Origin of the sequence: Streptomyces sp. NBC_01190 (genome assembly GCF_045039895.1) — a bacterium.
GTDB lineage: Bacteria > Actinomycetota > Actinomycetes > Streptomycetales > Streptomycetaceae > Actinacidiphila.
On the sequence record NZ_CP108580.1, the window covers coordinates 6,251,613 to 6,265,481 of the forward strand.

Genomic DNA, 13,869 nt, shown 5'->3' on the forward strand with positions numbered 1-13,869 from the left:
GCCCCTGGGAAGGCGCCGCGGTCACGGCGGGCTGGACTCTGGGCCTGATACCCGTGCACGCGGTGCCCGCTCCTGGCCCGCCCGCTTCCCGCCGCCGCTCCGCGAAGGCGGCGACGAGGGTCAGCCCCCGGCAGGCGCCGGCCCCGGCTGGCAGCGAGGACACCAGTACGCCACCCGACGCCGGCCCTCGGGACCGTGCTCTTCCATCCTGACCGGGGTGCCGCAGCGCAGACACGGCTGCCGCTCCCGCCCGTACACCCAGTGCGTACGGCCCCGCCGGGTGTCCCCGGTGGTGATATGGCCGGGCCGGGACTTGTTCGCCTCCAGCAGCCGCTTCGCCAGCAGCACCAGTTTCTCCGGCGCCTTGACGTCCCCGAACGGCGTCCACGGCGTCACCCCGCGCAGAAAGCACAGCTCCGACACATAGACGTTGCCGATCCCGGCGAGATTGCGCTGGTCGAGCAGTGCCTCCCCGAGCGGCACCTCCGGAGCACCCGCCATCCGCTCCAGCGCCCGCGCCGGATCCCAGTCGGGGCCGAGCAGATCGGGCCCGAGATGCCCGACCACCTCGTCCTCCTCGGCGGTCGGCAGCAGTTCGAGCACCGGCAGCCGATAGCCGACCGCGACCCGCCCCGCCGTCTCCAGCACCGCCCGCACCTGATGCGTCGGCCCGCCGCGCCAGCGCTCCCCGGGGGCGTAGAGGTGCCATGACCCGTCCATCTGGAGATGCGAGTGGAGGGTCAGCCCGCCCGCCAGCCGCGTCATCAGATGCTTGCCGCGCGACACGACCCCCAGCACCTGCCGACCGCCCAGCTCAACGGTCGCCAGCTTCGGCACCCGCAGGTCCGCCCGCACCAACGGCTCCCCGGCCAAGGCGGCGTCCAGCCGCCGCGCGGTCAGCCAGATCGTGTCTCCTTCAGGCATCCCCCCATTCTCCCCGACCGGCGACCAAGCGGATGCCCGCCGGCCGGGGCGGCCGACCCGACGGCCGGCCGGCTGACCGCCGGACGGCGTCCCCACCGTCCGGCGCTGGGGAACGGAAGGCCGCAGTGTGCGCTCCCCGTCCGGCCACCGCGGTGCCCGGGAATTTAGGGGTGACGGCCGTCCGCCGACCGGCGCCGCAGTGTGCGCTCCCCGTCCGGCCACCGGGGTGCCCGGGAGTCCAGGGGCGACGGCCGTCCACCGACCGGCTCAACCGGGAGGGCTGTACGCCGCCCGCCGGGTCGGCCCGCGGGTGGTTGCCGTCTGCCGGGTCGGCCCCGCGGCCGGCGCCGTCAGTGGCCCTCGCGGAGCCGGAGGCCGCGGGGAGTGGCGTGGAAGCCCGCCGCCTCCAGTGCGTGGCCCAGCGGGGAGGTCAGGGACGACTCCCCGTTGGTCCGCTCCACCGTGAGCCGGCCCAGCGCTCCGTCCCTGACCGCCAGCGCCAGCGCGTCCGCGGCGGCCTGTACCCGTATCTCGTCCACCGGCCAGGACAGCAGCGTTTTGCCGCCCCGCTCCACATAGAGGACCAGTTCCCCGTCGGTGAGGACGACCAGCGCGCCCGCCTTCCTGCCTGGCTTGTGGGTGACGCCCGCGGGCTGCTCGGGCCAGGGCAGCGCCGCACCGTACGGGTTGGCCGGATCCGCGGCGGCCAGCACCACCGTGCGGGACTTGCCGTGCTGCTCCTCCTCCCGTTCCCGTGCCGTATTCAGCGCCCGCAGCCGGTCCACGGCGCCGTCCATCGCGAACTGGGCCGCACCCAGCCCCTCCACCACATAGCCGCGCCGGGCCTGGCCGGTCTCCTCGAACGCCGCCAGTACCCGGTAGGCCGCGGCGAAGCCGCCCGCCACTCCTTCCGCGGCGACCGCGCCGCGGGTGACCACACCGTGCCGGTCCAGCAGGGTGTGGGTCAGCGCGTGCGCCCGCAGCGTGGGGTCGGGCTCGGCGACGGGCACCAGCGACCAGCGTCCCGCGGTGGTGGGCGGCCCGCCCCGGGACGCGGTGCCGCGCGGGACCCGGGCGGTCAAGGAGCTGTACCGCCCGCGCGGCGCCGACCGCGCCGCCCGATGCGCGGTGGACCCCGCGGTACGCCCCGAGCCGAGCAGCGCGCGCAGCGGCGCCAGGGTGTCGTTGGTGAGCCGGCCCGACCAAGCCAGATCCCAGACCGCGTCGGCGAGCTGAGGGTCGTTCACCTCGTGGCCGGCCGCGCGCACCCGGTCGGCGATCTGCCGGAAGAACAGTCCGTACCCGCCGTCCAGCGCTTCGAGCACCGCCTGGTGCAACGGCCCGAGTTCCAGCGGCTGCGCCGCGGGCAGCAGCAGCGGCGCGCTGTCCGCCAGATAGAGCGAGACCCAGCCGTCCTTGCCCGGCAACGCCCCCGCCCCGGCCCACAGCACCTCACCGGAGGAGGTCAGCTCGTCCAGCATCGCCGGGCTGTACCCGGCGACGCGGGACGGCAGCACCAGCTTCTCCAGGGCGGAGGCGGGGACCGCCGCGCCCTGCAACTGCTCCACCGCGCGCGCCAGCCCGGCCATACCGCGCAGGCTGTGGGTGCCCACGTGCTGCCACTGGGGCAGGAACATGCCGAGCGTCGCGGGCGGCACCGGCTCCAGCTCCTGCCGCAGCGCCGCCAGCGAACGGCGCCGCAACCGGCGCAGCACCCCGGCGTCACACCACTCCTGGCCCGCACCGCCCGGGCGGAACTCGCCCTGGGCCACCCGCCCGGCCGCCGCCAGCCGATGCAGCACACCGTCCGCCACGGCCGCCCCGAGACCGAACCTGTCGGCGGCGTCAGCGGTGGTGAACGGCCCATGCGTACGGGCGTATCGCGCCACCAGATCGCCCAGCGGGTCCTTCACCGGCTCGGTGAACGCCACCGGTACGCCCACCGGCAGCGCCGTGCCCAGCGCGTCCCGCAGCCGCCCGGCGTCCTCGACCGCCGCCCAGTGCTCGACCCCCGCGATCCGCACCCTGATCGCCCGCCGCGCCGTCTCCAGCTCGACCGCCCAGGCCGGGTCCGCGCCCCGGGCCGTCAACTCCTCGGTGGTGAGCGGCCCGAGCAGCCGCAGCAGATCCGCGACACCTTCCGAGTCCTTGACCCGGCGGTCCTCGGTGAGCCACTGCAACTCCTGGTCGAGCTCGGCCAGCACATCGGGATCCAGCAGCTCACGCAGCTCCGCCTGGCCCAACAGCTCCGCCAGCAGCCGCGAGTCCAGTGACAGCGCGGCCGCCCGGCGTTCGGCGAGGGGCGAGTCCCCCTCGTAGAGGAACTGCGCCACATACCCGAAGAGCAGTGAACGGGCGAAGGGCGACGGCGCCGCCGTGGTGACTTCCACCAGACGCACCCGGCGCGACTCGATGTCACCCATCAGCTCCACCAGGCCCGGCACGTCGAACACGTCCTGGAGGCACTCGCGGATCGCCTCGAGCACGATCGGAAAGGACCCGAACTCCGAGGCGACCTGGAGCAATTGGGAGGCACGCTGACGCTGCTGCCACAGCGGGGTCCGCTGGCCGGGGGTGCGGCGCGGCAGCAGCAGGGCCCGCGCGGCGCACTCCCGGAACCGTGAGGCGAAGAGCGCGGAGCCACCCACCTGGTCGGTGACCAACTGCTCGACCTCACCCTTGTCGAAGGTGACGTCCCCGGCCCCCACCGGCGACTGTCCCGAATCGAACTCGTTGCCCCGCCGACCCGGATCGGCGTCCAGCAGGTCCAGGCCCAGCAGATCGGCGTCCGGCAACCGCAGCACGATGCCGTCGTCGGCGTGCATCGCCTGGGCGTCCAGGCCGTACCGCTCCTGGAGCCGGGCACCCAGCGCGAGCGCCCATGGGGCGTGCACCTGAGCGCCGAACGGGGAGTGGATGATCACCCGCCAGTCGCCCAGCTCGTCCCTGAACCGCTCGACCACGATGGTCCGGTCATCCGGCACGTGCCCGCACGCCTCGCGCTGCTCCGCCAGATAGGACAGCACGTTGTCGGCCGCCCAGGTGTCCAGGCCCGCCGCCGACAGACGTTCCCTGGCCGCCGCCGGGGTCAGCGCCCCGATCTCCCGCAGCCACGCCCCCAGCGCCCGCCCCAGCTCCAGCGGACGGCCCAGTTGGTCGCCCTTCCAGAAGGGCAGCCGGCCCGGCACCCCGGGCGCGGGCGAGACCAGCACCCGGTCCCGGGTGATGTCCTCGATCCGCCAGGAGGTGGTGCCCAGGGTGAAGACATCGCCGATCCGCGACTCGTAGACCATCTCCTCGTCCAGCTCGCCGACCCGTCCGCCGCCCTTCTTCGGGTCGGCCCCGGCGAGGAACACCCCGAACAGGCCCCGGTCCGGGATGGTGCCCCCGGACGTCACGGCGAGCCGCTGGGCGCCGGGCCTGGCCGTCAACGTGTTCGCCACCCGGTCCCAGACCAGACGCGGGCGCAGCTCGGCGAAGGCATCGGAGGGGTAACGGCCGGCCAGCATGTCGAGCACCGCCACGTACGCCGAGTGCGGCAGTGAGGCGAAGGGCGCCGCCCGGCGCACCACGGCCAGCAGCTCGTCCACGTCCCAGCTCTCCATGGCGGTCATGGCGACGATCTGCTGCGCCAGCACGTCGAGCGGGTTCGCCGGCACGCGCAGCGCCTCGATCGCGCCCTCGCGCATCCGCTCGGTGACCACCGCGGACTGCACGAGGTCCCCGCGGTACTTGGGGAAGACCACGCCGGTGGACACCGCCCCGACCTGGTGGCCGGCCCGGCCGACCCGCTGGAGACCGGAGGCGACCGACGGCGGTGACTCGACCTGCACGACGAGATCGACAGCTCCCATGTCGATGCCCAGCTCCAGACTGGACGTGGCGACCACGGCCGGCAGCCGTCCCGCCTTCAGATCCTCCTCGACCAGGGCCCGCTGCTCCTTGGAGACCGACCCGTGGTGGGCTCTGGCCAGCACCGGCGGCGCGCCTCTGGCCGCACCCGACTCGGCCATGATCTCGGCGGGGGAGTGCGCCTCGGGCAGCGGCTGCCCCTCGGCCCGCTCGTAGGCGATCTCGTTGAGCCGGTTGCACAGCCGCTCGGCGAGGCGGCGGGAGTTGGCGAAGACGATGGTGGAGCGGTGCGCCTGCACCAGGTCGGTGATCCGCTCCTCCACATGCGGCCAGATCGAGGCCCGCTCGGCGGGACCGGCCGCGGCTCCGCTGTGCTCGGCCACCGGGGACCCGGCCAGCTCGCCCATGTCCTCCACCGGCACCACCACCGAGAGGTGGAACTTCTTCTCCGACGGCGGCTGCACGATCCGCACCCGCCGCTGCGGCGAGAGGTAACGGGCGATCTCGTCCACCGGGCGGACGGTCGCGGACAGCCCGATCCGCCGGGCGGGCCGCTCCAATAGCTGATCCAGCCGCTCCAGGGACAGCGCGAGATGGGCGCCGCGCTTGGTGCCCGCCACCGCGTGCACCTCGTCCAGGATCACCGTCTCCACCCCGCTGAGCGCCTCCCGGGCAGCGGAGGTGAGCATCAGGAAGAGGGATTCCGGGGTGGTGATCAGGATGTCCGGCGGCCGGGTGACCAGCGCGCGCCGCTCGGCGGCGGGGGTGTCCCCCGAACGGATGCCCACCCGCACCTCCGGCTCGGGCAGGCCGAGCCGGACGGATTCCTGCCGCAGGCCCGCGAGCGGGCTGCGCAGGTTGCGCTCGACGTCCACCGCGAGGGCCTTCAGCGGCGAGACGTACAGCACCCGGCAGCGGCGGCGGGCCTCGGCCGGCGGTGGGACGGCCGCCAGCCGGTCCAGCGAGGCCAGGAACGCGGCCAGCGTCTTGCCCGAGCCGGTCGGCGCGACGACGAGCACGTCGGAGCCCTCCGCGATGGCCGACCACGCGCCCGCCTGGGCCGTGGTCGGCTCGCGGAACGCCCCCGTGAACCACGCGCGGGTGGCGGGGGAGAAGGCGGCGAGACTGTCGTTTCTGGACATGCCATCCATCCTCCCTCGCCGCACCGACATCGCGCCGGACCCGGCCCGCGACCTGTGGAAAACTTATGGCGTGGCCACGTCACGTCATGGCCACGGCGTCATGCCGATGGAGCGGACTCCTCCTCGCGTTCCCCAGGCCCCTTCCTCGTGGCGGCGGTACCGCCCGCGCGATAATGGAACCCATGCGGTTGACGATTTTCTGGGAACGGATGCACGCGCATTTCGGCGAGAGCTACGCCGACACCTTCGCGCGTGATCATGTGATGTCCGAGCTGGGCGGCCGTACGGTGCGCCAAGCGCTGGAGGACGGCTGGGAGGCCAAGGACGTCTGGCGCGCGGTGTGCGCGGCGATGGAGGTGCCCGCCTCCCATCGCTGAGGCTCCGGCAACCCGGCAACCCGGCCGCCTGGTCCCGCACCCCCGCCGCCTGCTCCCGCGCCCGCCCGGCTCGCGCTAGTGCGAATGGGTTGATATCAGGACTAACCATCGGAGACCACCCAGACTTGCGGTGTGGCAGGCAGCGACGAGACCCCGGACCCGGCGGCGCGTGCGCCCCGGAGTGAGCCGGGCGGATCGCGCTCCCGGATGCCGCGCTGGCTGCCCCGGGCGCTGGTGCTGGCCCTGGCGCTCCTCGCCTGCTTCCAATTCGCCCACTGGGTCTTCGACCGGCTGGTCGGCCTGTTCATCACCCTTCTGATCTCGTTCTTCGCCGCCCTGGCCATCGAACCGGCGGTGGACTGGCTGACCGCCCACCGGATACGCCGCGGACTGGCCACCGGACTGGTGATGCTCGGGGTGCTGCTCGCCGCGGCCGGCTTCCTGGCGGCGCTGGGCTCCCTGCTCGTCGACCAGGTCGGCACGATCGTCCACAACCTGCCGCACTACCTGGACGAGGTGATCCGCTGGATCAACCGGACGTTCGACACCCACCTCAACACCGGGGACCTGCGGAACAGAGTGCTGCACTCGGACTGGCTGCGCACCTATCTGCTCCACGGCCCGACCAGCGTGGTGGGCATCTCGACCACCGTCGTCGGCACCCTCTTCCGGCTCTTCACGGTGCTGCTCTTCACCTTCTATCTCTCCGCCGACGGACCCCGGCTGCGGCGGACCCTGTGCTCGATGCTGCCCCCGGCCCGGCAGGCCGAGATGCTGCGCGCGTGGGACATCGCGGTCTCCAAGACCGGGGGCTACCTCTACTCCCGCGCGCTGATGGCGGTGATCTCGGGTGTCGCGCACTACGTCCTGCTCCAACTGCTCGGCGTGCCCTACGCGCCCGCGCTCGCGGTCTGGGTGGGTCTGGTCTCACAGTTCATCCCGACGGTCGGCACCTACCTGGCCGGCGCGCTGCCGGTCCTCATCGCCTTCACCGAAGGCCCGTTGGACGCGTTGTGGGTGCTGGTCTTCGTCGTGGTCTACCAGCAGTTCGAGAACTACCTGCTGCAACCGCGGATCACCGCGCGGACGGTGGACATCCACGCGGCGGTCGCCTTCGGCTCGGTCATCGCCGGAACCGCCCTGCTCGGTGTGGTCGGCGCCCTCATCGCGATCCCCGCCACCGCCACACTCCAGGGGTTCTTCAGCACCTACGTCCGGCGTTACGAGGTGAACGATCCGAAGGACGGATGAGGTTCCGTACTCTCCGGCGAGGGCCCGGCGGCGCGGCTTGACATCAAAATCGAACATGCATTCTTATGGGGAAACAGACGGCTTTTCCCGTCGGGACACGGGGATTCCGCCCGAGTCACGAGAGTTGTCCACAGCCCGGAACCGACGTCCGGGCGCATTGTCAGTGGCACACGCTAGCGTCGTGGACGTGAAGCGATCGAACCAGACATCCCGGGTGGAACCCATGGCAGGAAACGACCGCGAGAAGGCGCTCGACGCCGCGCTCGCACAGATTGAACGGCAGTTCGGCAAGGGCGCCGTCATGCGTCTCGGCGACCGGCCGAACGAGCCCATCGAGGTCATCCCCACCGGGTCGACCGCCCTGGACGTGGCCCTCGGCGTCGGCGGACTGCCGCGCGGCCGGGTGGTGGAGGTCTACGGCCCGGAGTCCTCGGGCAAGACCACCCTGACCCTGCACGCGGTGGCCAATGCCCAGAAGGCCGGCGGCGCGGTGGCGTTCATTGACGCCGAGCACGCGCTCGACCCCGACTACGCCAAGGCTCTCGGCGTCGACACGGACAACCTCATCCTGTCCCAGCCGGACACCGGTGAGCAGGCGCTGGAGATCGTCGACATGCTGGTCCGCTCCGGCGCGATCGACCTGATCGTGATCGACTCCGTGGCAGCCCTCGTGCCACGGGCCGAGATCGAGGGCGAGATGGGCGACTCGCACGTGGGTCTTCAGGCCCGGCTGATGAGCCAGGCGCTGCGCAAGATCACCAGCGCGCTCAACCAGACGAAGACCACCGCCATCTTCATCAACCAGCTCCGCGAGAAGATCGGTGTGATGTTCGGCTCGCCGGAGACCACCACCGGTGGCCGCGCGCTGAAGTTCTACGCCTCCGTCCGGCTCGACATCCGCCGGATCGAGACGCTCAAGGACGGCACCGACGCGGTCGGCAACCGCACCCGGGTGAAGGTGGTCAAGAACAAGGTCGCGCCCCCCTTCAAGCAGGCCGAGTTCGATATCCTCTACGGCCATGGCATCAGCCGCGAGGGCGGTCTGATCGACATGGGTGTCGAGCAGGGATTCGTCCGCAAGTCCGGTGCCTGGTACACCTATGAGGGCGACCAGCTCGGCCAGGGCAAGGAAAACGTCCGCAACTTCCTCCGGGACAACCCCGATCTGGCCGACGAGATCGAGAAGCGGATCAAGGAGAAGCTGGGCGTGGGGGTGCCGAAGAAGCAGGCCGAGGCGCCGGGCGCGCAGCCGGCCGCCGACACGGCCGCACCGGCCGAGCCGGCCAAAGTGGAGGTCCCGGCACCCAAGAAGGTGACCAAGGCCACCGCCGTCAAGAGCTGACGCGATGGCGTTCAGTTCCCACAAGCGCGGCGGCTCTTCCGAGTCGAGGGCCTCGCGAGAGCCGCCGCTCGATCCCGAGGAGCAGGCGCGGGCCCTGTGTCTGCGCCTGCTCACCGGGACACCGCGCACCCGCAGGCAGCTCGCCGACGCCATGCGGAAGCGGGAGATCCCCGACGATGTCGCCGAGCACGTCCTGGAGCGGTTCCAGGATGTCGGCCTCATCGATGACCAGGCCTTCGCCAACGCCTGGGTGGAATCACGGCACCGAGGCCGCGGCCTCGCCCGCCGGGCCCTCGCCAGGGAGCTCCAACACCGCGGCGTGGAAGCGGAGTTGGTGAACGAGGCGGTCGGGCTGCTCGACTCCGGACAAGAGGAGCAGACCGCCCGCGAACTGGTCCGGCGTCGGCTCCCCGGCACCCGCGGCCTGGAGCGGGACAAGCGCATCCGCCGCCTCGCCGGGATGCTGGCCCGCAAGGGTTACCCCGAGGGGATGGCCCTCAGAGTGGTACGCGAGGCCCTCACCGCGGAAAGCGCCACCGAGGAGGGCGAGGAGGAGCCATGGCTGTGGGAGAACGAATAGCGCGCCGCCGGGTGCCGACGCCCGTCCCCGGCCACCCCCTGCGGCATCGGGCCATCGCCGGCCCGTTCTAAAACACGCCCTAGCGGACGGGGCCGCCGACTCGGCGGCCTGCCGCGCCGCCGCCGGAGCGGCCGCCGCCGTGGCCTTGGCCGCCGCGTTCTCGGCGGCCGGTGCGGTTGGAGGAGCCGGTCCCACCGTCGTCAGCCGCGTCCGGGCCGTCCGGGCCGTCCGAGTCGTCGTCCTGAAGGGCTTCCCCGGCTGCCATCGGAGGGCCGCCGCGGGCCAGGTCGGCGTAGGAGTAGAGCTCGGCGGGGCGGCAGCCGATCATGGCCGTCACCAGGCGTCCGTCGGGCCGGATGAGCAGGACGCTGTGCGCGGTGGCACCCGGGTAGGTCTCGGTGACCAGAAGTTCGGCGCGGGTGGGCAGCGCGGCGACCGCGGAGGCCAGCCTCGGCATCAGCCCGGCGGTCAGCCAGTGCCGCGACTCCCACACCCCGGTGCCCGGGGCGACCAGGAGCACGACAAGCCCCCGCCCGAGCCGGTCCCGCAGCCGCCCGACCGTGCCGTCCATCGCCGTGACCGGCACATCGCTGATCACGCCACCGATGGGCGTATCGCACCCGGCGGCCGGTGACGGGTTCGCCGTCTTGCCGCCGGCGCCGACCCGCGGCGCCGGCAGGGACAGCGGAGAGCGGCCGTACACCTCGGACGTGGCCGAGGCGCCCCGCCCGAGATGGCTGTCGGTCAGCAACTCCGCCTGGCCGCGAGCCGACCCGGAGAGCAGGGTCTGCCGCACGCTCTGCCAGGCACCACTCGCACGCAGCAGTGGCAGTACCTGATCGGTGGCCCGCAGCCGGGCACCGACCGCGCCCCGCCGCTCCGCCTCATAGCTGTTCAGCAGAAGTTTGGAGGCACCGTCGTGCCAGGCCAGCGCCAGCTTCCAGGCCAGGTTCTCCGCGTCGCGCAACCCCTCCTCGACGCTCTGCGCACCGAGCGCGCCCATGAGGTGGGCCGCGTCCCCGGCGAGGAACGCCCGCCCGACCCGCCATCGCCTGGCCAGCCGCTGATGCACCGGATACTCCGCCGACCCGATCAGCTCATAGGGCACCACCTGGCCGGCCCAGGCGGTGAGTGCGGCGCGCAGCCGCTCGACCAGGGCGTCGGAGGTCAACTGCCGTCCCTGCGGGGGCAGCAGCCAGTCCAGCCGCCACATTCCGTCGGGCAGCGGCCGGGCGGTGATCTCCTGCCCGGCCGGGGTGCCCGGCGGGTCGCGGTGCAGCAAGGACACGCCGGGTTCGGGGAGTTCGGTCCGCAGCACCACCACCGCGTACCGGTCGACCGCCGTGCGGCCGGGGAAGCGGACCCCCAGCAACTTGCGGACCGTTGAGCGCGAGCCGTCGCAGCCCACCAGGAAGCTGCCCCGCCACCAGGTGTCGTGGGCGCCCCGGGTGTGCACACTGACGCCGCGTGTGTCCTGCTCGACCGCGTCCACCCGGCAGCCGGCCACGATCCGTACCGACCCGCAGGTCAGCAGGGCATCCCGCAGCCCGCGCTCCAGCCGGTGCTGGGCGATATGGACCGGGGCCTGCGCCGTATCGGCTCCGAAATCGACGCGCAGCACTTCGGCGCGGCGGCGCAAGGTGCGCCAGGACGCCAGGGTGGTCGCCTCCTGCCGAAGGGTCGCGAAGCCGAGCCGTTCGACCAGCGCCGTCGTCGCCGGGCCGAGCACAGCGGTGCGTGCCCGCCGCAGTCCGTCGGCGTCGCCCAGTACCTCCGCCTCGTCGAGGAGGATGACGGGGACATCGCGGCGGGCCAGCGCGAGGGCGAGGGCGAGGCCCGTAGGACCCGCCCCCGCGACGATCACCGGGTCCACGCAGCAGCCCCCGGAAGAAGTGCGGTCACAAAGCGTATGCAACCTATTGCGCCTGCCCACGTCAAGCGAGGGTCACCGCTCGGCGCGGTGCGGTGTCGGCATGCCGGGCGCACATGACGCGCATCGGATGGCGCCCGCGAAGCGTACCGGCTCGGTAACGGTCGCCCTGGTGAGCCGGTACCCCCTTGACGCACCCCCGCCGTATCCGCGTGGATTCGGTCGGGAGGACCGCGTGGCGGTCCCCACGATCGACGGGCGGAGGTGACGCGTGCGACTGCTGCTCGTGGAGGACGACGACCGGGTCGCCGCCGCCCTGTCCGCCGTACTCGGCAAGCACGGCTTCGAGGTCCGGCACGCCCGCAGCGGCGAGGAGGCCATCCAGGCGCTGCTGCCCGACGAAGGTCCCGGCTTCGACTGCGTGTTGCTCGACCTGGGCCTGCCCGACCAGGACGGCTTCGAGGTGTGCGGCAAGATCATCCGCCGGTGCGCCATCCCGGTGATCATGGTCACCGCCCGGGCTGACGTACGGTCCCGTATCCACGGCCTCAACCTCGGCGCGGACGACTATGTGGTGAAGCCGTACGACACGGGCGAACTCCTCGCCCGCATCCACGCGGTGAGCCGCCGCCCGCCGCTGCGCGGACCGTACGACGCCGGTTCCGGAACCGGCCCCGCCACACCGCCCGGCGCGCCGGGCCCCGGCGCCGGGGAGGCCGGAGACGCCCTGCTGCTCGGGCCGATCGCCATCGACCTGCCGACCCGCCGGGTCACCGTCGACGGCGAGGCGATCGCGCTCACCCGCAAGGAGTTCGATCTGCTGGCGCTGCTCGCCCAGCGGCCCGGCGTGGTCTTCCGCCGGGAGCAGATCATCAGCGAGGTGTGGCGTACGGCGTGGGAGGGCACCGGCCGCACCCTGGAGGTGCATGTGGCGTCCCTGCGCGCCAAGCTCCGTACCCCGGCCATGATCGAGACGGTTCGCGGCGTCGGCTACCGGCTCGTCGTCCCGGTTCGCTGACGGCCGGGCGGCCGGGAAAGAGGACCGCGGCTTGCGCTCCCGACTGCTCTCGCTGCTGATCGTGCTGATGGCAGGTGTGCTGCTGGCGCTCGGCTTCCCGCTGGCCGCCAGCCAGGCCGCCGCGCAGCAGCAGCGTGTCGTGGTCGACCGAATCGATGACACGACACGGTTCGCCGCTCTCGCCCAGTTCGTCACCGCCCGGGACGAGGGGACCGACGCCCTGGACCCAGCCGATGACGAGCGCCTGCACGCCCTGCACACCGAACTCGCCCGCTACCAGCAGCTCTACCGCATCAGCGTCGGCGTCTTCTATCGCGACGGCACCGTCATGGCCGCCGCCCCAGCGGGGTGGCGGATACCGCGCGCGGGCGAACTCTACGACTCGTACTACTCGGCACTGCTCGGCCGCCGCGCGCACAATCCACGGCAGGTGCTGCCCTGGCAGTCCCGTACCCTCGCCATCTCCTCGCCCATCGTGCGGGACGGGGATGTGGTGGCGGTCGTCGTCACCGATTCGCCGACCGGAGCGCTGCGCTCGCGGATCCTGCACGGCTGGCTGCTGCTGGCGGCGGGGGAGTTCGCCGCGATGGCCATCGCGGTCCTGCTCGCCGTGCGGCTGACCGGCTGGGTGATGCTGCCGGTCGCGACGCTGGACCGGGTGACCCACGAGATCGCCACCGGCCGGATGAAGTCCCGGGTCGAGGCGGCCGGCGGACCGCCGGAACTGCGCCGGCTGGTCCGTTCGTTCAACGAGATGGCCGACAACGTGGAGGCGGTGCTCGAACAGCAGCGGGCCTTCGTCGCCGACGCCTCGCACCAGTTGCGCAACCCGCTCTCCGCGCTGCTGCTGCGCATCGAACTCCTCGGCCTGGCGCTGCCCGACGGCAACACCGAGGCGGAGTCGGTGAAGGAGGAGGGCCACCGGCTCGCCCAGGTCCTCGACGACCTGCTCGGACTCGCGGTCGCCGAGAGTTCCGGCCGCCATGCCGGTCTGACCGACATCTTCGAGCTGACCCGTGTCAGGACCACCGCCTGGCGGGCGGTCGCCGACCGGGCCAGCGTGGCGATGGAGTTCGCCGGGTCCCCGGACGGCGAGGCGGTGCTGGGCTGGGCGGACGCGGTGGCGCTCTCCAGCGCGCTGGACGCGGTGCTCGACAACGCGTTCAAGTTCACGCCGCGCGGCGAGGCGGTGGGCGTGCGGGTCTGGGCGGACGGCGACCGGGCCGCCATCACCGTGGCCGACGGCGGCCCCGGCCTGAACGACGACGAACTGGCCCGGATCGGCGACCGCTTCTGGCGCAGCGCCCGCCACCAGAACGTGCACGGCTCCGGCCTCGGTTTGTCCATCGCGCACGCGCTGCTCAACCAGGGCGGCGGCACGGTCGCCTATGGACGGCGCCACCCGCACGGACTTGAGGTCACCTTGACAGTGCCGCGAGCCGCCGAAGTGACGGCGGGATGACGCCGGTCCGCGATCAGCCTGACCCACAGCCGCGGGCGGCACGGACGCGTG

General features: G+C 72.8%; 9 protein-coding genes. 6 read left to right on the forward strand and 3 right to left on the reverse strand.

The features are described 5' to 3' along the window. Positions 1-120 precede the first annotated feature (120 nt). Together OG519_RS26350 and OG519_RS26355 are read right to left on the reverse strand one after the other, a co-directional pair. A complete protein-coding gene (locus OG519_RS26350) occupies positions 121-924 on the reverse strand; it encodes an Fpg/Nei family DNA glycosylase (protein ID WP_405588693.1) in 804 nt (267 codons plus the stop codon). Positions 925-1,274: 350 nt separating this feature from the next. Further along, on the reverse strand, positions 1,275-5,918 hold the full coding sequence (locus OG519_RS26355; RefSeq protein ID WP_405588696.1) for an ATP-dependent helicase: 4,644 nt from the start codon (positions 5,916-5,918) through the stop codon (positions 1,275-1,277). Positions 5,919-6,100: 182 nt separating this feature from the next. On the opposite strand from OG519_RS26355, the gene OG519_RS26360 reads away from it, so the two are divergent. From OG519_RS26360 to recX, 4 genes are all read left to right on the forward strand, one after another. Beyond that, positions 6,101-6,295, forward strand: coding sequence for a DUF3046 domain-containing protein (locus tag OG519_RS26360; RefSeq protein ID WP_405588698.1), 195 nt, complete (start codon positions 6,101-6,103; stop codon positions 6,293-6,295). A 132-nt stretch (positions 6,296-6,427) separates the two neighbouring features. Continuing rightward, positions 6,428-7,546: an AI-2E family transporter gene (locus OG519_RS26365; RefSeq protein ID WP_405588701.1), complete on the forward strand. Its 1,119-nt coding sequence runs from the start codon at positions 6,428-6,430 to the stop codon at positions 7,544-7,546. 223 nt (positions 7,547-7,769) lie between these two features. Beyond that, positions 7,770-8,888, forward strand: coding sequence for a recombinase RecA (recA, locus tag OG519_RS26370; RefSeq protein WP_405588704.1), 1,119 nt, complete (start codon positions 7,770-7,772; stop codon positions 8,886-8,888). A 4-nt stretch (positions 8,889-8,892) separates the two neighbouring features. Next, positions 8,893-9,468 carry a recombination regulator RecX gene (gene recX, locus OG519_RS26375; RefSeq protein WP_405588707.1) on the forward strand — a complete coding sequence of 192 codons (576 nt, stop codon included), beginning with the start codon at positions 8,893-8,895 and terminating at the stop codon, positions 9,466-9,468. 79 nt (positions 9,469-9,547) lie between these two features. Here recX and OG519_RS26380 read toward each other — a convergent pair whose 3' ends face one another. Beyond that, complete coding sequence (locus OG519_RS26380; RefSeq protein WP_405588710.1) at positions 9,548-11,341, reverse strand: FAD-dependent monooxygenase; 1,794 nt, start codon at positions 11,339-11,341, stop codon at positions 9,548-9,550. A gap of 268 nt (positions 11,342-11,609) precedes the next feature. Between OG519_RS26380 and OG519_RS26385 the strand changes: the two genes are divergently transcribed. Beyond that, the gene (locus tag OG519_RS26385) at positions 11,610-12,356 is read left to right on the forward strand and encodes a response regulator transcription factor (RefSeq protein WP_405588712.1); all 747 of its coding nucleotides are present in this window, start codon (positions 11,610-11,612) and stop codon (positions 12,354-12,356) included. 31 nt (positions 12,357-12,387) lie between these two features. Next, a complete protein-coding gene (locus OG519_RS26390) occupies positions 12,388-13,818 on the forward strand; it encodes a sensor histidine kinase (RefSeq protein ID WP_405588714.1) in 1,431 nt (476 codons plus the stop codon). Positions 13,819-13,869: the final 51 nt, after the last annotated feature.